This window comes from Streptomyces sp. NBC_00005, assembly GCF_045160215.1.
Taxonomy (GTDB): domain Bacteria; phylum Actinomycetota; class Actinomycetes; order Streptomycetales; family Streptomycetaceae; genus Streptomyces.
This window is the reverse complement of the sequence record NZ_CP108316.1, coordinates 10,000,371-10,023,247: the sequence shown is the minus strand read 5'-3', so window position 1 is coordinate 10,023,247 and position 22,877 is coordinate 10,000,371. Positions and strand designations below refer to the sequence as shown.

The 22,877-nt window shown below is 70.8% G+C and carries 19 protein-coding genes, 1 pseudogene and 1 riboswitch; of the genes and pseudogenes, 4 read left to right on the top strand and 16 right to left on the bottom strand.

Annotation, left to right across the window (positions count from 1 at the left end; all coding sequences use genetic code 11):
* Nucleotides 1-36 precede the first annotated feature (36 nt).
* Nucleotides 37-1,590: an acyl-CoA synthetase gene (locus tag OG303_RS45785; RefSeq protein ID WP_405875958.1), complete on the bottom strand. Its 1,554-nt coding sequence runs from the start codon at nucleotides 1,588-1,590 to the stop codon at nucleotides 37-39.
* Nucleotides 1,587-2,696 (bottom strand): NAD(P)H-dependent flavin oxidoreductase, encoded by a 1,110-nt coding sequence (locus OG303_RS45780; protein WP_405875957.1) that lies wholly within the window; start codon nucleotides 2,694-2,696, stop codon nucleotides 1,587-1,589. The genes OG303_RS45785 and OG303_RS45780 overlap by 4 nt, the downstream gene beginning before the upstream one ends.
* A gap of 175 nt (nucleotides 2,697-2,871) precedes the next feature.
* Here OG303_RS45780 and OG303_RS45775 point away from each other — a divergent pair, with 175 nt between their 5' ends.
* The gene (locus OG303_RS45775) at nucleotides 2,872-4,653 is read left to right on the top strand and encodes a serine hydrolase (protein WP_405875956.1); all 1,782 of its coding nucleotides are present in this window, start codon (nucleotides 2,872-2,874) and stop codon (nucleotides 4,651-4,653) included.
* 73 nt (nucleotides 4,654-4,726) lie between these two features.
* Here OG303_RS45775 and OG303_RS45770 read toward each other — a convergent pair whose 3' ends face one another.
* The 9 genes from OG303_RS45770 to OG303_RS45730 all read right to left on the bottom strand — a co-directional run bounded on the left by OG303_RS45770 (nucleotide 4,727) and on the right by OG303_RS45730 (nucleotide 14,078).
* Nucleotides 4,727-5,224: a GNAT family N-acetyltransferase gene (locus tag OG303_RS45770; protein WP_405875955.1), complete on the bottom strand. Its 498-nt coding sequence runs from the start codon at nucleotides 5,222-5,224 to the stop codon at nucleotides 4,727-4,729.
* Between the two features lie 41 nt (nucleotides 5,225-5,265).
* Nucleotides 5,266-6,123 carry an acyl-CoA thioester hydrolase/BAAT C-terminal domain-containing protein gene (locus OG303_RS45765; RefSeq protein ID WP_405875954.1) on the bottom strand — a complete coding sequence of 286 codons (858 nt, stop codon included), beginning with the start codon at nucleotides 6,121-6,123 and terminating at the stop codon, nucleotides 5,266-5,268.
* Nucleotides 6,124-6,160: 37 nt separating this feature from the next.
* A complete protein-coding gene (locus OG303_RS45760; protein ID WP_405875953.1) occupies nucleotides 6,161-6,931 on the bottom strand; it encodes a class I SAM-dependent methyltransferase in 771 nt (256 codons plus the stop codon).
* Nucleotide 6,932: 1 nt separating this feature from the next.
* Nucleotides 6,933-8,501, bottom strand: coding sequence for a phytoene desaturase family protein (locus OG303_RS45755; RefSeq protein WP_405875952.1), 1,569 nt, complete (start codon nucleotides 8,499-8,501; stop codon nucleotides 6,933-6,935).
* 54 nt (nucleotides 8,502-8,555) lie between these two features.
* Complete coding sequence (locus OG303_RS45750) at nucleotides 8,556-10,796, bottom strand: tetratricopeptide repeat protein (RefSeq protein ID WP_405875951.1); 2,241 nt, start codon at nucleotides 10,794-10,796, stop codon at nucleotides 8,556-8,558.
* A gap of 62 nt (nucleotides 10,797-10,858) precedes the next feature.
* On the bottom strand, nucleotides 10,859-11,656 hold the full coding sequence (locus OG303_RS45745; protein WP_405877796.1) for an oxygenase MpaB family protein: 798 nt from the start codon (nucleotides 11,654-11,656) through the stop codon (nucleotides 10,859-10,861).
* A 69-nt stretch (nucleotides 11,657-11,725) separates the two neighbouring features.
* Entirely contained in the window at nucleotides 11,726-12,904 is a 1,179-nt protein-coding gene (locus tag OG303_RS45740; RefSeq protein ID WP_405875950.1) for an acyl-CoA dehydrogenase family protein, read from the bottom strand.
* A 162-nt stretch (nucleotides 12,905-13,066) separates the two neighbouring features.
* Nucleotides 13,067-13,831 carry a CbtA family protein gene (locus tag OG303_RS45735; protein WP_405875949.1) on the bottom strand — a complete coding sequence of 255 codons (765 nt, stop codon included), beginning with the start codon at nucleotides 13,829-13,831 and terminating at the stop codon, nucleotides 13,067-13,069.
* 25 nt (nucleotides 13,832-13,856) lie between these two features.
* Nucleotides 13,857-14,078 carry a CbtB-domain containing protein gene (locus OG303_RS45730; RefSeq protein WP_405875948.1) on the bottom strand — a complete coding sequence of 74 codons (222 nt, stop codon included), beginning with the start codon at nucleotides 14,076-14,078 and terminating at the stop codon, nucleotides 13,857-13,859.
* A gap of 35 nt (nucleotides 14,079-14,113) precedes the next feature.
* Nucleotides 14,114-14,267: riboswitch (cobalamin riboswitch) on the bottom strand.
* A gap of 95 nt (nucleotides 14,268-14,362) precedes the next feature.
* On the opposite strand from OG303_RS45730, the gene OG303_RS45725 reads away from it, so the two are divergent.
* Nucleotides 14,363-14,938, top strand: a complete 576-nt coding sequence (locus OG303_RS45725; protein ID WP_405875947.1) for a histidine phosphatase family protein — start codon at nucleotides 14,363-14,365, stop codon at nucleotides 14,936-14,938.
* A gap of 48 nt (nucleotides 14,939-14,986) precedes the next feature.
* On the opposite strand, the gene OG303_RS45720 is transcribed toward OG303_RS45725, so the two are convergent.
* From OG303_RS45720 to OG303_RS45710, 3 genes are all read right to left on the bottom strand, one after another.
* On the bottom strand, nucleotides 14,987-15,358 hold the full coding sequence (locus tag OG303_RS45720) for a ferredoxin (RefSeq protein ID WP_405875946.1): 372 nt from the start codon (nucleotides 15,356-15,358) through the stop codon (nucleotides 14,987-14,989).
* 483 nt (nucleotides 15,359-15,841) lie between these two features.
* A complete protein-coding gene (locus OG303_RS45715; RefSeq protein ID WP_405875945.1) occupies nucleotides 15,842-16,450 on the bottom strand; it encodes a TetR/AcrR family transcriptional regulator in 609 nt (202 codons plus the stop codon).
* Nucleotides 16,451-16,477: 27 nt separating this feature from the next.
* A complete protein-coding gene (locus OG303_RS45710; protein ID WP_405875944.1) occupies nucleotides 16,478-18,538 on the bottom strand; it encodes a discoidin domain-containing protein in 2,061 nt (686 codons plus the stop codon).
* A gap of 354 nt (nucleotides 18,539-18,892) precedes the next feature.
* Between OG303_RS45710 and ppk2 the strand changes: the two genes are divergently transcribed.
* Nucleotides 18,893-19,696, top strand: a complete 804-nt coding sequence (gene ppk2 / locus OG303_RS45705; RefSeq protein ID WP_405875943.1) for a polyphosphate kinase 2 — start codon at nucleotides 18,893-18,895, stop codon at nucleotides 19,694-19,696.
* Between the two features lie 14 nt (nucleotides 19,697-19,710).
* On the opposite strand, the gene OG303_RS45700 is transcribed toward ppk2, so the two are convergent.
* Nucleotides 19,711-20,583 (bottom strand): universal stress protein, encoded by an 873-nt coding sequence (locus OG303_RS45700; RefSeq protein ID WP_405875942.1) that lies wholly within the window; start codon nucleotides 20,581-20,583, stop codon nucleotides 19,711-19,713.
* A gap of 5 nt (nucleotides 20,584-20,588) precedes the next feature.
* Nucleotides 20,589-20,951 (bottom strand): annotated as a pseudogene (locus OG303_RS45695) (zinc-dependent alcohol dehydrogenase); the annotation flags it as partial.
* Nucleotides 20,952-21,163: 212 nt separating this feature from the next.
* On the opposite strand from OG303_RS45695, the gene OG303_RS45690 reads away from it, so the two are divergent.
* Nucleotides 21,164-22,858, top strand: coding sequence for a SulP family inorganic anion transporter (locus tag OG303_RS45690; RefSeq protein WP_405875941.1), 1,695 nt, complete (start codon nucleotides 21,164-21,166; stop codon nucleotides 22,856-22,858).
* Nucleotides 22,859-22,877: the final 19 nt, after the last annotated feature.

Here is a 22,877-nt window from a genome sequence, read left to right as displayed (position 1 = left end):
GTGCCGCCACGTGACAGGTCTTCGATGTGACGCCGGTCACACGGATCGCGTGCGGCCCTCCCAGTAGGGATCGCGCAGCCGCCGCTTGTACAGCTTGCCGTTGGGATCGCGGGGCATGTCGGCGATGAAGTCGACGCTCTTGGGCCGCTTGTACCCGGCGAGCTGCTCGGCGCAGTGGTCGAGGATCGCGGCGGCGAGGGCGGGGCCGGGCTCGTGGCCGGGGGCCGCTTCGACGACGGCCTTGACCTCCTCGCCCCAGTCGTCGTGCGGGATGCCGAAGACGGCGGCGTCGGCGACGGCAGGGTGGGCGAGCAGGGCGGATTCGATCTCGGCCGGGTAGATGTTGACGCCACCCGAGATGATCATGTCGATCTTGCGGTCGCGGAGGAAGAGGTAGCCGTCCTCGTCGAGGTAGCCGAGGTCGCCGACGGTGAAGAAGTCGCCGATGCGGTTCTTCTTCGTCTTGGCCTCGTCCTTGTGGTAGGCGAAGCCGCCGGTGTTCATCTTCATGTAGACGGTGCCGAGTTCACCGGGCGGCAGCCGGTCTTCGTCGTCGTCGAAGACCGCGAGTTCGCTGATGGGCCAGGCCTTGCCGACGGTGCCGGGCTTCTTCAGCCAGTCCTCGGCGGTGGCGAAGGCCCCGCCGCCCTCGCTGGCCGCGTAGTACTCCTCCACGCTGTTGCCCCACCAGTCGATCATCGCCCGCTTCACGTGGTCGGGGCAGGGGGCGGCGCCGTGGATGGCGTGCCGCATGGACGAGACGTCGTACGAGCGACGGACGTCCTCCGGCAGGGCGAGCAGCCGGTGGAACTGGGTCGGGACCATGTGGGTGTGCGTGCACCTGTGGACGTCGATGACCCGAAGCATCTCCTCGGGCGTCCACTTGTCCATCAGGACGAGCCGGTGGCCGATGTGCAGGGAAGCACCCGCGAACTGCAGGACTGCCGTGTGGTAGAGCGGCGAGCAGACGAGGTGGACGTTGTCGTCGAACGGCCTGATGCCGAAGATGCCGAGGAAGCCGCCGAGATAGGCCTCCTCGGGGGTCTTGCCGGGCAGCGGGCGGCGGATGCCCCGGGGGCGTCCGGTGGTGCCCGAGGTGTAGTTCATGACCCAGCCGAGCTCGCGTCCGCTCGGCGCCGACTCCGGTTGTCCGTCGAGGAGTTCGGCGTACGGCCTGAAGCCCTCGACCGATCCCACGGCGTACCGGTGGGTGGCCGGCAGGCCCGCCTCGTCGGCGGCGTGGCGGGCTGGTGCGGCGAACCGTTCGTGGGAGATGAGCACCTTGGCGCCGGAGTCGGCGACGATCCAGCCGATCTCGGGGCCGACGAAGTGGTGGTTGACGGGGACGAGGTAGAACCCGGCCTGGGTGGCGGCCAGGTAGGCGGTGAGGAACTCGATGCCGTTGGGCAGGACGACCGCGAAGGCGTCCCCGCGTTCCAGTCCGGCGGCGCGCAGGCCGTGGACCAGACGGTTGGCGGCGGCGTGCAGGCGTCCGGCGGTCCACTGCTCGCCGTCCGGTGCGACGAGGACCGGGCGGCCGGGATCGGCGGCGGCCTGGGCCCAGAATCCGGCGGGGGGCGTACTCGTCACTTGCCGCTCCTTCCGGCGATGCGGTTCATGCGGTCGACGGCCTTCTCGAAGCCGCGGGTGAGGTCGTCGAAGACGGCCTGGACAGAGCGTTCGCTGGTCATGCGGCCGACGATCTGGCCGACCGGGGTGCCGAGCAGGGGGTCCACCTCGTACTTCTGGATGCGCGAGACGGCCTCGGCGACGAGCAGGCCCTGCAGGGGCATGGGGAGGGTGCCGGGTCCGGCCGGGTCGTCCCAGGCGTCGGTCCATTCGGTACGGAGCTGGCGTGCGGGTTTCCCGGTCAGGGCGCGGGAGCGCACGGTGTCGCCGGAACCGGCGGCGAGCAGCTTGCGGATGAGCTTCGGCGAGGGGAGTTCGGCCTCGGTGGTGGTCAGCCACAGCGAGCCCAGCCATGCGCCCTGGGCGCCGAGGGCGAGCGCGGCCGCCACCTGCTGTCCGCTGCCGATGCCGCCCGCGGCCAGCACGGGCAGCGGGTCCACGGCCTCGACGACCTCCGGGGTGAGCACCATGGAGGCGATCTCGCCGGTGTGCCCTCCTGCCTCGTAGCCCTGCGCCACGACGATGTCGATGCCGGCTGCCTTGTGCTTGACGGCGTGCCGGGCGCTGCCCGCCAGTGCGGCGACCAGCACGTTCTGCTCGTGGGCGCGGGCCACCACGTCGGCGGGCGGGGAGCCGAGGGCGTTGGCGAGCAGGCGGATCGGATAGTCGAAGGCGACGTCGAGCTGGTTGCGGGCGACCTGCTCCATCCAGCCGGTGATGCGCCAGCCGGACACCTCGCCCTCGGCCAGTTCGGGCACGCCGTACTTGGCGAGGGTGTCCTGCACGAACTGCCGGTGCCCCTCCGGGATCATGGCCTCGACGTCGGCCTCGCTGACGCCCTCCACCTTCTTCGCGGGCATGACCACGTCCAGGCCGTACGGCATTCCGTCGACGTGTGCCTCGACCCAGTCGAGGTCGCGTTTGAGGTCGTCGGGGGCGGTGTAGCGGACCGCGCCGAGCACTCCGAAACCGCCGGCCCGGCTGATGGCCGCGGCGACGGCGGGGAACGGCGTGAAGCCGAAAATGGCGTGCTCGACTCCCAGTTTCTTGCTCAACTCCGTCTGCATGGGCGCAGAATGCCGCAGTCCTCCGGCCGACGGAAGACCTTTTCTGATGCTCCGTCAGATTTCTCGCCATCCAGGGTCCCCGCATGTCCCGTTGACACACCGCACCCCTGACACGAAAGTTTCACTCCGCAAGGTGATCTGGGAAAGATACTTTCAGGCAGCGGGAGGTTCGCCCATGACGGACGACGCAGCGGGACGGCACGGGTTGTCCCGACGCCAACTGGCCCGAAGAGCCCTCGCCTTGGGCGGGGCCCTGGCCATCGCCCCCTTCCCGGCCGGTCCGGCCGCACAGGCCGCGTCGGACTCCGCGCATCCGACGCTGCGCCGCGGCTCCCCCGAAAGCGCCGGTCTCCTCCCCGCCCACCTGCGTCAACTGGTCACGGACGCCGAGGCGTTCCTCGGCCCCTCCCGCAAGCACCCCTGGTACGCGGGCGCCGTGCTGCTGGCCGGGCGCGGCGGCACGGTGGCGCTGCACCAGGCCATCGGCATGGCGGTGCGCTATGCGGCGTACGACGAGAAGACCGACACCGGTGTCGAGTTCCCGGCCGACGAGCAGGTCGCCATGGCCGAGGACACCGTCTTCGACCTGGCCTCGGTGTCCAAGCTGTTCACCTCGCTGCTGGCCGTGCAGCAGATGGAGCGGGGCGCGCTGGAGCTGGAGGGGACGGTCGCCTCCTACCTCCCGGAGTTCGGCGCCGCGGGCAAGCAGGACATCACGATCCGTCAGCTCCTCACCCACACCTCGGGGTTCCGTGACTGGATCCCGCTGTACAACGCGCCGACGTACGAGGAGAAGGTGCAGCTCGTTTTCGACGAGGCGCCGCTGAACCCGCCCGGCACCACGTATCGCTACTCCGACCTGAACCTGATCTCGCTCCAGCTGGTCCTGGAGAAGATCACCGGCCGCACGCTGGACACCCTTCTCCACGACGGGATCACGGCCCCGCTCGGCCTCGACTACACCCGCTACAACCCGCCCGCCGACTGGAAGCCGAAGATCGCGGCCACGGAGGACGAGCGCAAGCCCTGGTCCGGTCTTGAACGGGGCCTCGTCTGGGGCGAGGTGCACGACGAGAACGCCTACAGCCTCGGCGGGGTCGCCGGACACGCCGGGGTGTTCTCGTGCGCCTGGGACCTCGCCGTGCTCGGCAGGACGCTCCTCAACGGCGGCTCCTACGGCCGGACGCGCATCCTCGAACCCAAGTCCGTGGAGCTGATGTTCACCGACTTCAACACCGCGTTCCCCGGCGACGAGCACGGCCTCGGCTTCGAGCTCTACCAGCACTGGTACATGGGCGCGATGGCCACTCCGCGAACCGCCGGGCACACCGGTTTCACCGGCACCTCGCTGGTCCTCGATCCGACGACCGACTCGTTCCTGATCGTGCTCGGCAACTCGGTCCACCCGGTGCGCAGTTGGCGCTCGGGCTCCGCGCCTCGGGTCGCCGCCGGCAACAACCTGGCGCGCGCCGTGCCGGTACGCCCGGCACACGGACGTACGGCATGGTTCTCGGGCATGGCGAGCGCCACGACCGCCACGCTCACGCTGCCCACGCTCGACACGACGGACGGTGAGGTGCGACTCGGCTCCGACCTGTGGTGGGACACCGAACCCCAGGCGGACGTCCTCGTCCTGGAAGCCACCACGGACGGAGGCACGACCTGGCAGCTACTCCCCTTCACGACCACCCGCCACAGCAAGGAACCGCAGCAGCACCCATCGGGCTCGGTCACCGGCTGGTCGGGCCGCGTCTGGCACCAGGTGGCGGCCGATCTACCGGCTCACACGCACCTGGCACTGCGCTGGCGGTACACGACCGACAAGCAGTACGTGGGCCGTGGTGCGTACGTCGACGGTCTCCGCGTCGAGGCGGGAAACGGCGTTCTCTTCGACGAGGCACGCCCGGCGGACTCGGCACGGATCGTGGCGACGGGATGGGTGGCGTCGGCCAACTAGGGGTGCTGCCCAGCGCGTTGGTGCCGGGTCGTGGTCGTGGGCACGGGGCGGATCGCCGATCCGGCCCACGCCGTCACTCCGAGACGGGCATGACCAACGTCCTCACAAAGTCGACGGCGCCTTCTCGCCGGTAGAAACGCAGGGCGGCGTCGTTGCCGGCCATGACGGAGATCTTCATGACCTGGACACCCGACTCGGTGAGGTGCTCCCGCGCGGCCCCGAGCAGGGCCTGCCCCACTCCCGCCCCGCGAGCCTCGTCGTCGACCACGAGGGTTTCCAGGACGCCGACTTGGTCTCCCCACTGCCATGATCCCGGAGCGTGGAGGACGCGCACCACCGCATAGCCGAGCAGGTGCTCACCGTCCCGAGCGACCAGGACGGCGGTGAGCGGCTCCTGCATCAATGCGAGGTACTGTCCCCGTCGCAGACGCCATGATTCCTCGGGCGAACGCACCTCGCCCAGAGCCTCCAGATGTGGCGCCCCCTGGCTGTGGTGGATCAGGAGCTGCCCCCAGAGGCGCTCCAGACTGTCCACCTCGGACGAAGCCAATACGTCGATCACGGGATTCACACCGGGAAGCGTAGCCCGCGAGAGCCGGAGGGCTTGGACGGTCAGCCTCTGCCGCCGAGCACATCGAGGATGTGGGGCCAGGCGGCGGTGCCCAGGAGTGCGTCGGCCTCGGGGGTGCCGCCGTACAGGAAGTGCGGGGAATCCGGTGCGGGGCTCTCTCCCGGAAAACGTGGTCGGTGGCCTGCGTCGTGGCGGGCGATCAGGCGCACCCCGGCACCGGACGACCGCCGCCGTTGCGCGAGTTGTTCGGCGAAGGGCAGGGACGGCCACATCGCGTCGTCGCCGCCCGCGACCAGCACCAGATCGGCCCGAGCCTTCTCTATCGGGATCTCCGCGGGTGGGCCGAGATGAGCGAAGGTCAGCTCGCTGCGTTCGTACCAGCCACGGATGGCGACCGGACCGTTCGACGGGTGTGGGGGCTGCCAGGAATGGTCCAGCGGCATGAAGGGAAGCGGCTGCTCCCGCCAACTCCAGGACGAGCGACAGGGCTTGTGTTCGCCGTCGTGGCCCGGTCCCACGTTGCACCAGACCCGCGAGGTCGGCGACAACGCGACGACCACGTCCACGCGCGGATCGTGCACCGCGGTGAGCAGAGCCGCTTCGGCTCCCTTGGAAACGCCGAGGATCCCGATCCGCCGTGCCCCGCCCGACCGGAGAAGGTCGACGGCGGCGGTGAAGGTCTCCAAGGGCACTTCACAGATCCCCGGAGGCTGTCCCGGACCGCCGAACCAGCGGATCGCCAGGGCACCAACGCCCTGTTGAGCGAGGAGACCTGCTCTCTCACGTTCGATGCGACCACTGGAGCCCGCCAGGACCAGAACGCCGACGTCGGCACCGCCCGCGGGAGCGAACAGCACGCCTTCCCATGGGTGGTTCAACCCGCGCTCAGTGACCTCCACGCCATCCTCCCCCGACCGTCGGCCTTCAAAAAGGCACCTACCGCGCTCGTGCCGTCAGCACGGGCTGGTAGAAGCCGCTGGTGTCCGGAGTGTGCCACGTGAGGTCCCTGAAGCCGGCCGCGGCCACAGCCTCGGTCACCTCGCGGCGGGTCAGCGCCCAGGAGGTGGCGCGGCGGACGCGCACCTCCCACCCTGCCCCGGCGGGCACGAGCTGGAAGTACTCCTGGTCGTAGCGTTCGCCGTCGTCGTGCCAGTGCCACAGCTGGAAGGTGATCGACCGGCCGTCGGAGTCGTACGACACCTGGGGAGGCGTGGACGCCGGTCGGGCCCGGCGGACTTCGTCGTAGTCCCGGAGCGTGAGCAGGAGCAGCCCGCCGGCTCTCAGCACCCGCCGCATCTCGCGCGCGGCCGCCCCCACGTCCTGCGCGGTCAGCAGGTGCGCGAGCGAGTTGTCGGCGCATACGACGGCATCGAAGCCGTCCGGCCCGAACGGGAGCCGGCGCATGTCCGCCGCGACGGTCGGGAGGCCGACCCCGCGGGCCGCGGCTTCGGCGGCGGCGCGGGCGGCGGACAGGGGGCTCAGGTCGCTGCCGACGACCCGGTGTCCGGCGCGTGCCAGCCCGATCGCCTGGGTGCCGATGCCGCAGGCGCAGTCCAGCAACCGGTGTGGCCCGGGGCCGAGTTCGCGGCGGACGAGACCGCCCAGTGCCACGGCCTGACGGGCCATGCTCGCGTCCCAGTCCAGGAAGATGCGGTGGTAGTCGGGGGCGAGTGAGTCGTAGAACTCCCGTGCCGATGACTCGGTCACGTCAGTCGCCGGTCTCTTCCAGCACCGCCATCGCCGCGTTGTGCCCCGGCACCCCGCTCACCCCGCCGCCCCGCACCGCGCCCGCCCCGCACAGCAGCACGTTCGGGTGCCCGGTCTCCACGCCCCAACGGCCGGTGTCGTCCTGGGCGTACGGCCAGGTCAGCTCGCGGTGGAAGATGTTGCCGCCGGGCAGGCGCAGGTCGCGTTCCAGGTCGAGCGGGGTCCTGGCCTCGATGCACGGGCGGCCGTCCGCGTCGGTCGCCAGGCAGTCCGCGAGGGGTTCGGCGAGGTGGGCGTCGAGTTGGGCGAGGGTCGACTTCAGGAGTTCCTCGCGCACGGAGTCGTTGTCCCGGTCGAAGAGCCGGGCGGGTGTGTGCAGGCCGAAGAGGGTGAGGGTCTGGTAGCCCTGCTCGACGAGATCCCGGCCGAGGATCGTCGGGTCGGTGAGGGAGTGGCAGTAGATCTCGGACGGCGGTGCGGCGGGGAGTTCGCCGGCTGCGGCCTGGGCGTGGGCGGTGGCGAGCTGCTCGTAGCCCTCGGCGATGTGGAAGGTGCCGGAGAACGCCTCGCGGGGATCGACGGAGCTGTCGCGGAGCATCGGCAGCCGCTTGAGCAGCATGTTCACCTTGAGCTGGGCGCCCTCGGCGGGGACCGGCGGCGCGTCTTCGGTCAGCTCGGCCAGGGCCTGCGGGGACGCGTTGACGAGGACGTGCCGTGCGGTGGTCACGCCCTCCCCGTCCGCCGTGCGGTATCGCACCTCGGCGGTTCGGCCGTCCGTGTCGATGTGCACCGCCTCGTGCCCGGTGGCGAGGACGGCGCCCGCGTCCCTGGCGGCGGTGGCCAGGGCGTCGGTCAGCGCGCCCATGCCGCCGACGGGGACGTCCCAGGCGCCGGTGCCGCCGCCGATCACGTGGTAGAGGAAGCAGCGGTTCTGGGCCAGCGAGGGGTCGTGGGCGTCGGCGAAGGTGCCGATGAGGGCGTCGGTGAGGACGACGCCCCGCACGAGGTCGTCGGCGAAACGTTCCTCGATCGCGACGCCGATGGGGTCCTCGAACAGCGTCTGCCAGGCTTCCTCGTCGTCGATGCGGCGGCGCAGTTCGGCACGCGTGGGCAGCGGCTCGGTGAGCGTCGGGAAGACCCGCTCGGCGACGCGGCCTGTCATGCCGTAGAAACGCTGCCAGGCCTCGAACTCCCGGTCGGAGCCGGTGAGTTGGGCGAAGGCCTGGCGGGTGCGCCGGTTGCCGCCGCCCACCAGGAGTCCGGTCGGCTGCCCGTTCCGCTCGACGGGGGTGTACGACGAGATGGTGCGGGCGCGGATCCGGAAGTCGAGGCCGAGGTCCCGCACGATCTTCTTCGGCAGCAGGCTGACCAGGTAGGAGTAGCGCGAGAGGCGTGCGTCGACGCCGGCGAACGGGCGCGTGGAGACGGCGGCGCCCCCGGTGTGGTCCAGTCGCTCCAGGACGAGTACGGACCGTCCCGCCCGGGCCAGGTACGCGGCGGCGACCAGGCCGTTGTGGCCTCCGCCGACGATCACAGCGTCGTATGTCCGGTGTCCCTCGTGTGCAGCCATGGTTCTTGGTAACACGCGGTGATCCAGAACGACCAGGGGTGTACGGCCACGGTGTCAGCGCCCGCCGGACGCCCGCTGCTGCCGCAGCACCGCGACCCTGCGGTACAGCTCGACGGCCTCGGCGCCACGGCCGAGCTGTTCCAGGCAGTGGGCCTCGTCGTTGCGGCTGGCGAGGGTGTCGGGGTGGTCGGGGCCCAGTACGCGCTCGCGGGCGGCGGCCACGCGGCGGTACTCGGCCAGGGCGTCGGGCCAGCGGCCCAGCCAGCCGAGGCCGACGGCGACCTCGCGCCGGCTGACCAGGGTGTCCGGGTGCTCGGGGCCCAGGACGCGCTCGCGGATCGCGCAGACGTCGCGGGACTCGGCGAGCGCCTCCTCCCAGCGGCCCAGGCGGCCGAGGTTGACGCCGAGGCCGTGGCGGGCGCGCAGGGTCTCGGCGTGGGTGGGGCCCTGGACGCGGGTGCGGTCGTCGATCAGGTCGCGGTAGAGGGTGAGCGCCTCCGCGCTGCGGCCGAGACGGCCCAGGCTGATGCCGACCTCATAGCGGGCGGCGAGGGTGTCGGCGTGGTCGGGGCCGAGGGCCTGCGCGCGGGCCTCGGCGACCTCGTGGTAAGTCTGCAGGGCCTCGGGCCAGCGGCCCAACTGGCCGAGCGCGTAAGCGACTTCGTAACGGGTGACCAGGGTGTCCGGGTGCTCGGGGCCCAGCACGCGGGCGCGGGCGGCGGCCACGTCGTGGGCCATGCGGTACGAGTCCTCCAGGCGGCCGAGCCTGCTGAGGTTGAAGGCGAGGTTGTGGCGGCAGCGCAGGGTGTCGGGGTGATCGGCGCCCATGCCGCGCTCCCGGGCCACAAGCACCGAGGTGTACACCTGGTGGGCGTCGAAATGGCGGCCCAACTGGCCCAGCACGTACGCCATTTCCTGACGGGCGGCGAGCGTGTCGGGGTGGTCGGCGCCCAGCGCGCGGGTCCGGGAGGCGGCCACGTGCTTGTACTCCTGCAGCGCGTCGGCGGCACGGCCGGTGCGGCTGAGGGTGAAGGCGATCTCGTAGCGGCTGGCGAGGGTGTCGGGATGGTCGGGGCCGAGCAGGTGGGCGCGCTCGGCGGCGACCGCGCGGTGCACCTCGCCGGCCTCCGCCCAGCGACCCAGCCGCCCCAGGCTGAGCCCGGCGTTGTGCCGCCCGGCCAGAGCGGTGATCGCCTCCGGGGAGGGGGCGGACGGCTGGTCCGGCACGGGATCCTCCGCCCGGCCGCCCGCGGGTCGCGGGATCCACTCGCCGGTGAGGCCCGCCCCGGCGTCCGGCGGTGTGGTGCTCAGGCCGGCGCCGGTGGCCTTGTGGCCGGTGGTCATGCCGCGGGTCCAGGAGGGCAGGCGCGCCTCGCGCGAGGGGGCCGGGTCCGCCGGGCGGAGCGTCGGTTGCGGAGTCACCACCGTCGGCACGTACGTCGGCGTCGTGCGCCCCATGCTGATCCTGCGGCCCAACTCCCGTGCGTCGTTGGGGCGTTGCTCGGGCTCTTTGGCCAGCAGGTCCAGGATGATCTTCTCGAGGTACTCGGGCAGTTCCGCCCGCCGGCTGCGCGGTGGGCTGGGCGGGGTGTCGCGGTGGCCGACGAGGATCGCCCAGGCGTCGTCCAGGTCGAACGGGGGCGCCCCGGTGGCGATCTCGTACAGGACGCAGCCCAGCGAGTACAGGTCGCTGCGCTGGTCGACCTCGGAGCCGCCTATCTGCTCCGGCGACATGTAGTGCGGGGTGCCCATGGCGATGCCGGTGCCGGTCAGCCGGGAGGTGAAGCCGATGTCGGCGCCGAGGCGGGCGATGCCGAAGTCGCAGATCTTCACCGTGCCGTCGGTCAGCCGCATGATGTTCGCGGGCTTCAGGTCGCGGTGCACGATGCCCTGCTGGTGGGTGTACGCGAGGGCCGAGGAGACCTGGTCGGCGATCTCCACGACGTCGCCGACCGGCAGCGGGTGGTGCTTGTTGTCCTCCAGGAGCTGGGAGAGGTTGCGTCCCTCCAAAAGCTCCATGACCAGGTAGAGGATGCCGTCCGCCTCGCCGAAGTCGTGGACGACGGTCACCCCGCGGTGCTGGAGGGCGGCGGCCACGCGGGCCTCGCGGCGAAAGCGCTCTCTCAGGACCCGGGTGAAGGAATGGTCGTGGTGCGGGCCGAGGGGCTTGAGGCACTTCACGGCGACGTGACGGCCGAGCGACTCGTCGCGGGCACGCCACACCTCGCCCATGCCGCCCCGCCCGATCAGGTCGAGGAGCCGGTACCGGCCCTGGATCAGCCTGCTGTCCCCCATCTGCTGCGATCGCCCCCGTAAGTGTTCGCCCCGCCCACCCCTGGCTCGTCCAGTATGGCGACCTATCGTCCGACTTTGTACGGCGCCGGGCGGGAGCCGGGGCCGAGCCGTGACATGGCGCGGAGGATGTGCTTGGGCGGGAGTTGCCAGCGCACCCGTGCGGGAACGCAGCGCAACAGGTTGCCCATGGCACGCAGTTGCAGGGTGACGGTCTCGGGTTTCGGGGCGGGCCTGCCGTACAACTCGTGGGCGTACGGCGGCAGGGCGGCGTACGCCAGGTGTGCCACGCGCCGCCACAGCAGCTCGCGCGCCGGGACGAGGAGGGGGTGCGTCGGCGGGCGGAGCAGGAAGTCGTCCACTTCGCGTGCCTCGGGTCCGGCGGCGAGTTCGGGCCGCACCTTCTCGAAGTAGGCGTCCATCTCCACCTGGTTCGCGGGTACGGCGTCGGGGTCGAGGCCCACCAGGCGGGCGCTGACGCGGTGTTCGCCGATGTAGCGGTCGGCCTGCGCGTCGGTGAGACGGAAGCCGGAGCGGCGGGCGACCTGCAGGTAGGAGTCGATCTCGGCGCAGTGCACCCACAGCAGCAGTTCCGGTTCGTCGACGCCGTACCGCTCCCCCGTGTCCGGGTCGGTCGCCGACAGCATGGTGTGGATCTTCCGGACGCGGACGCCGGCCCGCTCGGCGGCCTCGCTGGTGCCGTAGCTGGTGGTGCCGACGAAGTTGGCGGTGCGCATCAGCCGGCCCCAGGCGTCGCGCCGGAAGTCGGAGTTCTGCATGACGCCGCGTACCGCGCGCGGGTGCAGTGCCTGGAGGTAGAGCGCGCGGACACCGGCGACCCACATCATCGGGTCGCCGTGCATCTGCCAGGTCACCGAGGACGGTCCGAACAGCCCGGGGTCACCTGCCTGGAAGTCCGCCACCACTGCAGGTTAACGCCGTACCCGAGGCATCCCCAGGCCGATCCAGGAAATGATCTCCCGCTGGATCTCGTTGTTGCCGCCGCCGAAGGTGAAGATCACGGCGGAGCGGTAGCCGCGTTCCAGTTCGCCGTGGAGGACCGCGCCCGCCGAGCCCTCCTTGAGGATGCCCGCCGCGCCGACGATCTCCATGAGCCAGGCGTAGGCGTCCCGGCGGGCCTCGGAGCCGTAGACCTTGACCGCGGAAGCGTCCTGCGGGGTGAGGGTGCCGTCCTCGACGGCGTGCACCATCTGCCAGTTGAGGAGCTTGAGCGCATCGAGTTTCGTGTGGGTCTGAGCGAGGCGGCGGCGCACCCAGGGCAGGTCGACGACGCGGCGGCCGTCGGCGAGCTTGGTCTCCATCGCCCAGCGCTGCACGTCCTGCAGGGCGCGGATGGCCATGGTGCCGTGGGCGGCGAGGGTGACGCGTTCGTGGTTGAGCTGGTTGGTGATCAGCCGCCAGCCCTGGTTCTCGGCGCCGACGCGGCGGGAGACGGGGACGCGGATGTTCTCGTAGTAGCTGGCGGTGGTGTCGTGCGAGGCGAGGGTGTTGATGAGGGTGCAGGAGTAGCCGGGGTCGGTGGTCGGCACGAGCAGCATGGTGATGCCCTTGTGCGGCGGGGCCTCGGGGTCGGTGCGGGTGGCCAGCCAGACCCAGTCCGCGGTGTCGCCGTTGGTCGTCCAGATCTTCTGTCCGTTGACGACGTACTCGTCGCCCTCCCGTACGGCGCGCGTCTTGAGGGCGGCGAGGTCGGTGCCCGCGTCGGGCTCGCTGTAGCCGATCGCGAAGTCGATCTCGCCGGCGAGGATCTTCGGCAGGAAGTACGCCTTCTGCTCGTCGGTGCCGAAGTGCATGATCGTCGGCCCGACCGTGTTCAGCGCCATCAGCGGCAGCGGTACGCCGGCCTGGGCGGCCTCGTCGAAGAAGATGAACTGCTCCATCGCACTCAGCCCGCGCCCGCCGTACTCCTTCGGCCAGCCCACGCCGAGCCAGCCGTCCGTCCCCAGGCGCCGGATGGTTTCACGGTAGAAGCGCTTCTGGGCGGCGGGGTCGCCGTGCCGGGCGTAGGCGTTGTCCGGCACCAACTCGGCGAAGTACGAGCGCAGTTCGGTGCGCAGCCGCTGCTGCTCGGGTGTGTATTCGAGGTGCACGGCGCCTCCAGGCTCCCAGGACCGGTCCTGACGACGCACACCGTAGAACGTGTTTCAGAAATTGGGAATGGCGAGGCATGCGGAAAGGGCCCCCGGTCGTCCGGGGGCCCTTTCCGGTGGAAGCCGGCACAAGCCGGTGGACGTGCTCGGTGGTGGAAGTGCTCAGTGTGCGACGGGAGTTGCCCGGGCGTCGGCCGATGCCACGGCCGCAGCGGCCGTTTTCGGAGCCAGCAGCCGTTCCGCGAGCACCCCGAAGACCAGCCCGAAGGAGGTCCACAGGGTCAGCTGGACGGCCAGGGCCGCCAGGCGGAACTGCCAGAGCAGGGAGGCGGAGAAGTCCTTGGGGACCTCGTTGACGGCCGGCAGGAAGACGTACGCGAGTCCGACCGCGAGGACGAAGAACGCGCCCGCGGCGAGCGTCGCGTTCCAGTTCCCGAGGCGGGGCGCGAGGCGCTTGCCCAGGATCACGGTGGCGACGGCGAGCAGCACGCTCAGGACCACCATCAGGAAGTACAGGGTGGTGCGCTTGCCGATGGTGTCGGGGTCACCGACGGACGGCGGGTTGGCGGGGTACTTCAGGAACGGCACGAGGTACACGGTGATCAGGCCGGCGGCCGCGAGGAGCAGCGCACTGGCGCGCGGTCCGAAGCGGCCGATGCGGCCGAGCGCGAAGCAGTACGCGAGGGCGGCGATGCCGCCGAACGCGATGCCGTAGACCAGGACACCGGTGGACAGGCCCGCGGTGGACTGCATCGTGCGGCTGACGGCTTCGACGCCGTGTTCGTGCGAGTGCGCCTCTTCGTAGGCGATGGCCGCGTCCACGCGCGGTTCACCGAGGAAGTAGGCGACGACGAGGGCGAGCAGGCCCGCGGTCAGTCCCGCGAGCATGCCGCGCACCAGAAGGTTGCGAACGGTTGCCGAGTTCATGGGCTCGTAGGTTTCCTCGCCGCCGTCAGTGGCAGGGGAAGCCGAGCAGGTGGCGGGCATCGTGCACCCACTCGTGCACGTTCTCTCCGCTCGTCACGGAGGTGGCGCCCTGCTCGGCGCCGACGAAGTAGAGCAGGACCAGCATCAGGATGCCGAAGAAGACCGCCCAGGGAGCGATCGCTCCGATCGGCAGCTTCGTGGGTACGGCTGTGGGTGTGGTGGTCGGCTGGGCGACAGACTGCGCCATGGCAGGCCCTCCTGGGGAACTCGCGTCCCGTCTCGGTGGTGCACAGGACGACGGGCGGGTCTGACTCGCCCGGCACACACCCAGGGTGCGTGCCCGGCATACAGTGGCGCGACCGTGCCGGAATTCCACCGGCTTCCGCTGTGCCGTCGTCAATATCGACGAGAAGGTACCGCGAAGCAGAGGTGGGGCCAAGAGCGCACGGGACGGCGGTGAGCGCCCCTGCGGAGCCGATTTCGCCGTCAGGGCAAGGGATCCGGAGGGAAGTTGAGCGCGGAAGTGGACGCATGACGAGCCGAGTGATCTTGATCTCACCCGCGATCACGGCGGCCCTGCGCGAGGCGCGCTTCGACGACGGCTGCCCCCTCGACGACTCCGGGCTGAGGCAGGCGCGGGCGGCCGCCGGCACGCTGCCGGCGGCGGATCGGGCCTGGGTCTCCCCCACCGTGCGCTGCCGCGAGACGGCCGACGCGCTCGGCATCGACGCCGTGGACGCAGCGGAGTTGGCGGGGCTGGACGCGGGCCGCTGGCGTGGGGCGACGCTGGCGGAGGTGAGCGAGCAGGAGCCGGAGGCGCTGGCCCGCTGGCTGTCGGACCCCGGGGCCGCATCGCACGGCGGGGAGTCGGTGCGGGCGCTGTGCGGCAGGGTGGCGACCTGGCTGGAGACGGCCGCGCGGGCGCCGGGCCGGTGCGTCGCCGTGGTCGAGCCCGAGATCGTACGGGCGGCCGTGGTGCAGGCTCTCGGGGCTCCGGAGTCGGCGTTCTGGCGCACCGACGTCCCGCCGCTGGCGGCCGTCGAGCTCAGCGGCAGGTCCGGGCGCTGGAACGTACGGCTCGGGCGGCCGCTCGGCGCCACCGACTGAGCGTCGGTCCGGTACGGCGGGACACGGACCCTCGCCCGGCCGCGTGCGTCAGTTCAGAGTGGCGAGGAAGTCCGTGCACGCCTGTGCGCACACCCGGCCGGCCTTGGCGCCGTCCTCGGCACCGGACTGCCGGTCGAAGACGTGCGCACACTCCAGACAGACGGTGCGGCACCACTCCACCTGGATGCGGATGCCGGCCTCGTCCAGTCGATTCTGCTCGGACAGCACACGACAGGTGGCGTCGCACACCTCCGCGCACATGATGCCCTTGCGTCGTACGAGTTCCTGCTCCTGCGTCCCGTCCGGATCCACGAGACTCGCGCGCAGGGCACACGCGCGTGCGCACTCGGTACACGCCTGCGCGCAGGCGAAGCGGTCTTCCAGGAACCGGAAGAGCTCCTGCTGGGTCGTCGAAGTCACACCGGGCGGGTAGCCGGTGCCGATCGTGTCAAACACCGGGAATCGCGGCATGCCCCGCCCACGCCGAGGCGAGTCGGTTCCTGCGGGGTCCCACGGGTACTCGCGCCCATGAATACCGCATGGATGGACATCGTCGCAGGTCGCAGCGCTCTCGGGATCTGCCTCGCCGTGGCGGGCGCGGCGGTCGTGGCGCTGTTGATCGGCGCCTGGGTGTGCCCTACGCGACGGTCGCCGGAAGGGCGGATCCGGGCGCTCGGGGCCGAGTGCGTGAGGGCGGCAGCCCGCTGCCCGACTGACGCGAGCGGGTCGAAGACGTGGCTAGGGCCCTTCTGATGGATCTCCGTGGAAGAAGGAGCGGCGTTCGGTGCGTGCGATCGGCGTGCGGCGTGGAGGGTCATGTGGCGGAGCCACCTGGCCCTCCACGCCGTGCGGTGAGCGTGCGTGCCGGGCGTCGCGACGCCGCGGAGATCCATCAGAAGGGCCCTAGGCCCGGTGAGCGTCGTCGTGGACCAGGCCGGCGATGTGGCTGGTGACCGTGTCGAGGATGTCCGTCCAGGCTGATTCATCACCGAGTACGAGGTAGTTGAGGGTCAGCCCGTCGGTCATGGCGGCGAGGTAGCGGGCCAACACCGTTGCCGGGACGGCGAGTTGAAGGTTCATGTTCCGGCGCAACTGGTCGATGAGTTCGGCATAGGCGGCGCCGTACAGCTCGTACTGCCGTCGGGCCAGGTGCTCGAAACCCGGCTCGCGCAGGGCGTATTGGGTGAGTTCGTAGGTGAGCATGTGCTCGTCGGGGTGGGCGCGGACGTGGTCCCAGTACGCCTGGAAGCCGGCCCGGACGGTCTCCACGAGCGTGGCCCTGGGCCGTAGGGCCTCCTTCACCACCTCCACCGAGTGGTCGGTGAGGGTCGTGATGACGGCCTCGACCAGGGCCTGCTTGGAGTCGAAGCAGTAGTGGAAGACGCTCAGGGACACGCCCGCCTCGGCGGCGATGGACCGGGTCGTCGTCTTGGCGACGCCGTCCCGGGCCATCGCCCTGATCGCCGCTTCCGTCAGCTGTCTGCGCCGCTCGGCCGACGGCAGTCGTGCCATGTGTGTCCTCGGGTGTGGTGACGGATCTCAGGCGCTGTGGACGCCCACTTCGTAGAGCGAGTATCCCCAGTCGGTGCCGCGGTCGAGGCCGTGGACCCGGACATAGCGGGCCGGTGTGCCGGTGAAGCGGGCGGTGTCCAGGCCGCCGTCGCCGGACGTCGTGGACCAGACGGTCTGCCAGTCGGTGCCGTCGGTGGAGAGTTCGATGCGGTACGACTTGCCGTACGCGCGCTCCCAGTCGAGCGTGACCCGGCCGACGAGGTTGGTGGAGCCGAGGTCGACCTGCCACCACTGGTCGTCGCTCCAGTCGCCGGCCCAGCGGGAGTTGTCATCACCGTCGACGGCGCGTCCCGGCTGGTAGCTGGTGAACGGGTTCGACTCGGACGAACTGGCCGTGGCCGTCGCGTCCTTGGCCAGGTTGACCGATGCCCGGTGCTGCTCGGTCGCCCCCCATGTGCCGAGGTAGGACTCGGCGCCCCGCAACAGGTCGTTCACCACGTCCTGGCCGCCGACGAGCCGGATGTCCTCGATCCAGTCGGGGATCATGCCGACGTCGGCGGCACCGTCGGTGTTGAGGTCGAAGGTGCGCTCACCGGTGGTCTGCCGGTCGATGACCGAGCCGCCGTCGGCGCTCTTGAAGGGGTACGTGACCTTGTTCGCGGCGTCCGCTCCGCGCGGTGCGGGATGGTCGCCGATGCCGTTGAAGTCGGTGCCGTAGCCGTAGCCGACACCGTACTTGTCGCGCAGCGCCTTCGTACGGTTCGCCTCCGCCACGAACCCCTCGGAACCGTGCATGTACTGGGCGACGAAGCCGCCGAGCGAGTAGACGCGCTCCGTCCAGTTCAGGTCCATCCAGCTGTGCGAGGAGATCACGCCGGGGTAGGACGCGGCCTCGAAGATGTCCAGCGCCTGGCCGACGGCCTTGACGCTCATGTGGTCGATCTCCAGCATCATCTTGCGTTTCATCATGCCGCGCGCGGCGTACTCACCGAGGCTGGTCAGCCCCCGGGTGTTGCACTGGGCGTCCGCGTCGTACGAGGGCACGTCCACGCCCGCCGGGAGGTCCTCCTCCGCTGCGGACGAGGCGGTGCCGATGGGGTTGTCGTGCTGGGGGCCGGTGCACTTCTCGGTCTTCCAGAAGGTGCCGGTCGACAGGAACTGCCCTACGTTGATGGCCGTTCCGAGGCCGCCCGAGTCGAAGCGGACGCCGCACAGCGCGTTGTCGAACTTGTGGCACAGGAACATGGAGCGCACACCGAGGGCGTAGAGCTCGTCCAGTCCCTTGTCGATGTCGGCCTTGCTGCACTGCGGGATGTCGAGGATCTGCTTGCAGCCGAACGGCTCGGAGGTCTCCACGCCCAGGACGACGGCCAGCTTGCCCGCCTTGATCACCTCGCGGGCCTGCGCGCTGTCGGTGACGATCCGGAACCAGCCCTTTCCGGTTCCGCCGTACATCTTGTCGATGTAGGCCTGCAGGTCGTACGTCAGCTTCGCCTGCAGCCGGATCGAGGTCATCTCGTCGCAGCTGCGGTCCTTGAAGGGGTAGACCGAGCAGATCACGCCGTTGGTGACGAGGTCGTTGACCAGCACCCGCTGTCCGCCGCGCCAGGCCCGCTCCACCCAGGCGTAGTAGTTCGCCTGATGGGTCATCGAGTCGTACGCGGGCCAGTCCTTGAAGGTGGGCCAGCCGACCGGGTCGTGCTTCCCGTCGCCGCCGTGGGTGATGTAGTCGAAGATCGCGAGGGTGCCGTCGGGGTAGTGCTCGGGACAGTCCTTCAGCGCGTCGGCGACCCCGCCCTCGGAGAACACCTTGCCGCAGATCAGGCGGCCCCCGAAGGCCTCGTTGCCGAACAGGTGGTTGTGCGCGTCGACGAACCCGCGCACGTCGCCGGCGGAGTCGGTGCCGGTGAACGGCTCGCCGGTGACGTTGATCTGGGCGTCCGGGGCCGGGCGCGAGGTCGGGATCCACCAGTCGTTGCCGGCCGCCGAACTCGGCGTGGGGCCGAGGGCCATGGACAGGAACAGGAGAAGCAGCGACACCACGGTGACGTTCTTGCGTCTGCGGTACGAGCGTCGAGTCGGTGTCACGGCCCACGTCCCTCGGTCGGCGGGAAGGCGCGGTTGACGAACCCATGGGGTTGTCATGACCTGCGCAAGATATGGGACGAGGATCGGTGCGGGCACCTTCCGAGTCAAGGGTCCGGGACGCTTGACCTGATAGCGCCCGGAGAAAAGTCTCCGACGAATCTGCCGTCACGAGAGAGGCCGCGGTGGCCGTCGCGGGTTGACCATCAGGTGGCTCTGTCCGACGGCCGGGTGGTCGGCGGGGCCGCCAGGGTGCGCGGCGCGTCGTCGGTCAGTACGGTGCTGTCCTGGTGTGCGAGCTTGGGCATGAGGGACTCCGGAAGTCATCGGCGTGGGTCAACGGGCGGTGGAGGCGGCATGGCCGGCAAGAAGGCGGCAACGCTGCCGCGCAAGACGTACGAGAAGGAACTGCTGCGCCTGCAGACCGAGTTGGTGAAGCTGCAGGAGTGGGTGCGGGCGGAGGGCGTACGCCTGGTCGTCGTCTTCGAGGGGCGGGACGCGGCGGGCAAGGGCGGCACCATCAAGCGGGTCGCGGAGCATCTCAACCCGCGCGTCGCACGGATCGCGGCGCTGCCCAAGCCGACCGAGCGCGAGCGCAGCCAGTGGTACTTCCAGCGGTACGTGGAGCATCTGCCGGCCGCCGGGGAGATCGTGCTGTTCGACCGGTCCTGGTACAACCGGGCCGGGGTCGAGCATGTGATGGGGTTCTGTACCAAGGAGGAGCACCAGCTGTTCCTGCGCCAGTGTCCGATCTTCGAGCGGATGCTGGTCGAGGCCGGGATCGTGCTGCGCAAGTACTGGTTCTCGGTGAGCGACACCGAGCAGCAGGAACGCTTCCGGCGCCGCCTTGACGATCCGCTGCGACGCTGGAAGCTGTCGCCCATGGACCTGGAGTCGATCACCCACTGGGAGGCGTACTCCCGGGCCAAGGACGAGATGCTGGTGCACACGGACATCACCGAGGCACCGTGGTTCGTCGTGGAGAGCGACGACAAGCGCCGGGCCCGGCTGAACACGATCGCCCACCTGCTGGACTCCGTGCCCTATCGCGAGGTGCCGCCGCCGGTGCTGAAACTGCCGGAGCGGCCCGCGTCGACCGGCTACGAGCGCCCGCCGCGCGATCTGCAGACCTACGTCCCCGACCGCACGGCGAACCTGTAAGCCGGACGCGGGGCTCACACCCGCTGCGGGACCACGGCGACCGGGCAGGCGGAGTGATGCAGTACCGCGTGGGCGACACGGCCGAGCTGGAGCCCGAAGTGCCCATGGCGACGCTTGGCGCCGACGACCAGGAGGTCGGCCCGGTGCGAGGCGTCCACCAGCACTTTGCGGGCATGGCCCTCGACGGTACGGCGGTGCACGTCGACGTCCTCCGGGACGTCCCGCAGCGCTCCCTCCAGCGCCTCCACGGCCCGCTTTTCGAGCATCCGGTCGGGTTCGCCGGCCATCAGTGGGTGGTCGGTGGTCTCGTGCGCGGGACACCGCCAGGCCCGTACGGCGTCCAGAGGCACCCCTCGTCGCCGTGCCTCGTCCAGGGCGAAGTGCACGGCCGGCGACTCCGTGCCGTCCTCTCCGACGCCCACGACCACGCGCCCGTGGACCCCGTGCGACGCCTGCTTGTCGTGGGCGTCGCGCAGCACGATCACCGGGCAGTCGGCGTGGGCGGCCGCGGTCAGGCTGACGGAACCGAGCAGCAGCTCGGCGATGCCACTGCGGCCACGGGTGCCCACCACCAGGGCGGCGGCCTGCCGTCCCTCGCGGACCAGTGCGTACTCGGGCTCGTCCGGCAGCACCTCGGCGGACACCTTCAGGTCCGGACGGCGGGTTCGCGCTCGCCTCGCGGCGCGGTCGACGATGTCCTCGGCGAGCACCTGCTCGGGCGGTCTGCCGAGGTCCGCGGCGAGCGCGCCGCCCTCGTAGCGTTCCCAGAGCGAGGCGTACACCACCCGCAGCGGCAGCGCACTCAGCGCGGCCTCGTCGGCCGCCCAGTCGACGGCTCGCAGGCTGGGCTCGGAACCGTCGACGCCCACGACCAGCGGAAGATCCATCGTCCTCACGCTCCCATGCCGAGGTCGAACACGATGCGGGCCTTGACCTGGCCGCGCAGCACTTCGTCATTACTTCGCCGATGCGGTCGTTGACGGCGGCGAGCGGACGCGTCTCGCGGATGACCTTGGTGCCTGCCCGCTGCGTGCGGTGGGAGGACCTCGGCGAGGTCCTGCCAGGTGCCGGCGATGGCACCGATCACCGAGGTGCCGTTCAGCACGGTGTCCACGATCGGGACCTGGCTCGTGCCGTGCGCCGGCAGTGCCACGATAACGAGCTTGCTGCCGCGCCGCACCGCGGAGTTGACGGCGGTGAAAGCGGCCCAGTTCATCGCCGGGTCGATCGCGGCGTGCGCACCACCATGGCGCTTGTCAGGTCGGGGCGGCTGGCACTGCAGGGACCGCAGGTCCCCGATCCGGGCCGACCGGCCCAACGGAGTCGCATCGCGGGCGCGCGGCGGGGCCCGCCATGTCTCCGGGCTGAACGGCCCGTTCCGCAGGTCCTGTTGGGCCGCCGCGGCCGTATACCTCGCGGTCGGAGGCACCGCGGTGGATTCTTGTGGCAGGCGGTGAGAGGAGATCCATGTCCCAGGTCACGTGGTGGCGCCGTGCAGCGCCCGGGGTCACCGCGCTGACCGGGTACCGCCGCTCCTGGCTGCGCGGCGACCTGCTGGCGGGAGTGACGGTGGCCGCCTATCTCGTGCCGCAGGTGATGGCGTACGCGGGCGTGGCGGGTCTGCCCCCGGTGACCGGGCTGTGGGCGATCCTGCCCGCGCTCGGCCTGTACGCGCTGTTCGGCTCGTCCCGGCTGCTCTCGGTCGGCCCCGAGTCGACGACGGCTCTGATGACGGCGACGGTGGTGGCCCCGCTCGCGGGCGGCGACGCGGGCCGCTACGCCACACTGGCCGCCGTTCTTGCCATCACGGTCGGCCTGTTGTGTCTGGCGGCGCGGGCACTGCGCCTGGGCTTCGTCGCCGATCTGCTCTCCCGCCCGGTGCTGATCGGTTATCTGGCGGGGGTCGCACTGATCATGATCGTGGACCAGCTCCCCAAACTGACCGGCGTGTCCACCAAGGGCACGGCCTTCTTCCCCCAACTGTGGTCCTTCGTAAGGAATTTGGGGCAGGCGCACACAGCCACGGTGCTGTTCGCCGCTGTAGCCCTCGTCTTCCTGTTCACGGTCGCGCGGCTGGCCCGTGCGGTGCCGGGCCCGTTGCTGGTGGTGGTGCTGGGCACGGCCGCCGTGGCCACCTTCGACCTCGACGAGCGGTACGGCATCAAGGTGATCGGCGACGTCCCTGCCGGGCTGCCCTCCGTCGCACTGCCGGACCTCACCGAGCTGCCGCACCTGGTACTGCCCGCCCTCGGCGTCCTGCTGGTGGCCTACACGGACTTCATCCTCACCGCGCGGGCGTTCACCGGCGGCGACGAAGGCCCGCCGCTCGACGCCGACCAGGAGTTCCTGGCGTTGGGCGCGGCCAACCTCGGGGCAGGCCTTGTGCACGGCTTCCCGGTGAGCAGCAGCGCCAGCCGTACCGCGCTCGCCTCGTCGACCGGTGCCCGCAGCCAGGCGTACTCCCTCGTCGCGGGCCTGGCGGTGCTCGCCGTCCTGCTGTTCCTCAGCCCGCTGCTGAGCCGTACCCCGTCGGCCGTACTGGGTGCGCTCGTCGTGTACGCCGCCGTCCGCATGGTCGACCTCGCGGGCTTCCGCCGGCTGGCCTCCTTCCGCCGGCGCGAGCTGCTGCTGGCGCTCGGCTGCCTGGCCGGAGTGCTGACCCTGGACATCCTGTACGGGGTGATCGTGGCCGTCGGACTGTCCGTGGCCGAGCTGCTGACCCGGGTGGCCCGGCCGCACGACGCCGTGGAGGGGCTGGTGCCGGGTGTCGCCGGCATGCACGACGTCGACGACTATCCGCAGGCCCGGACCGTCCCGGGCCTGCTCGTCTACCGCTACGACTCACCGCTGTTCTTCGCCAACGCCCAGAACTTCCACCGCCGCGCCCTGGCCGCCGTCGACGAACAGACCAGCCCGGTGCGCTGGTTCGTCCTCAACACCGAGGCGAACGTCGAGGTGGACATCACCGCACTGGACGCGGTCGACGACCTGCGCCGCGAACTCGACCGCCGCGGGATCGTGTTCGCCCTCGCCCGGGTGAAGCAGGACCTCCTGGACGATCTGGAGGCGTACGGGCTCGCCGAGGCGGTGGGCAGGGAGCTGATCTTTCCCACCCTGCCGACCGCCGTGGCCGCATACCGGGAGTGGTGCCGCGAGGGTTAGTCGTTCCAGCTGTTCACGC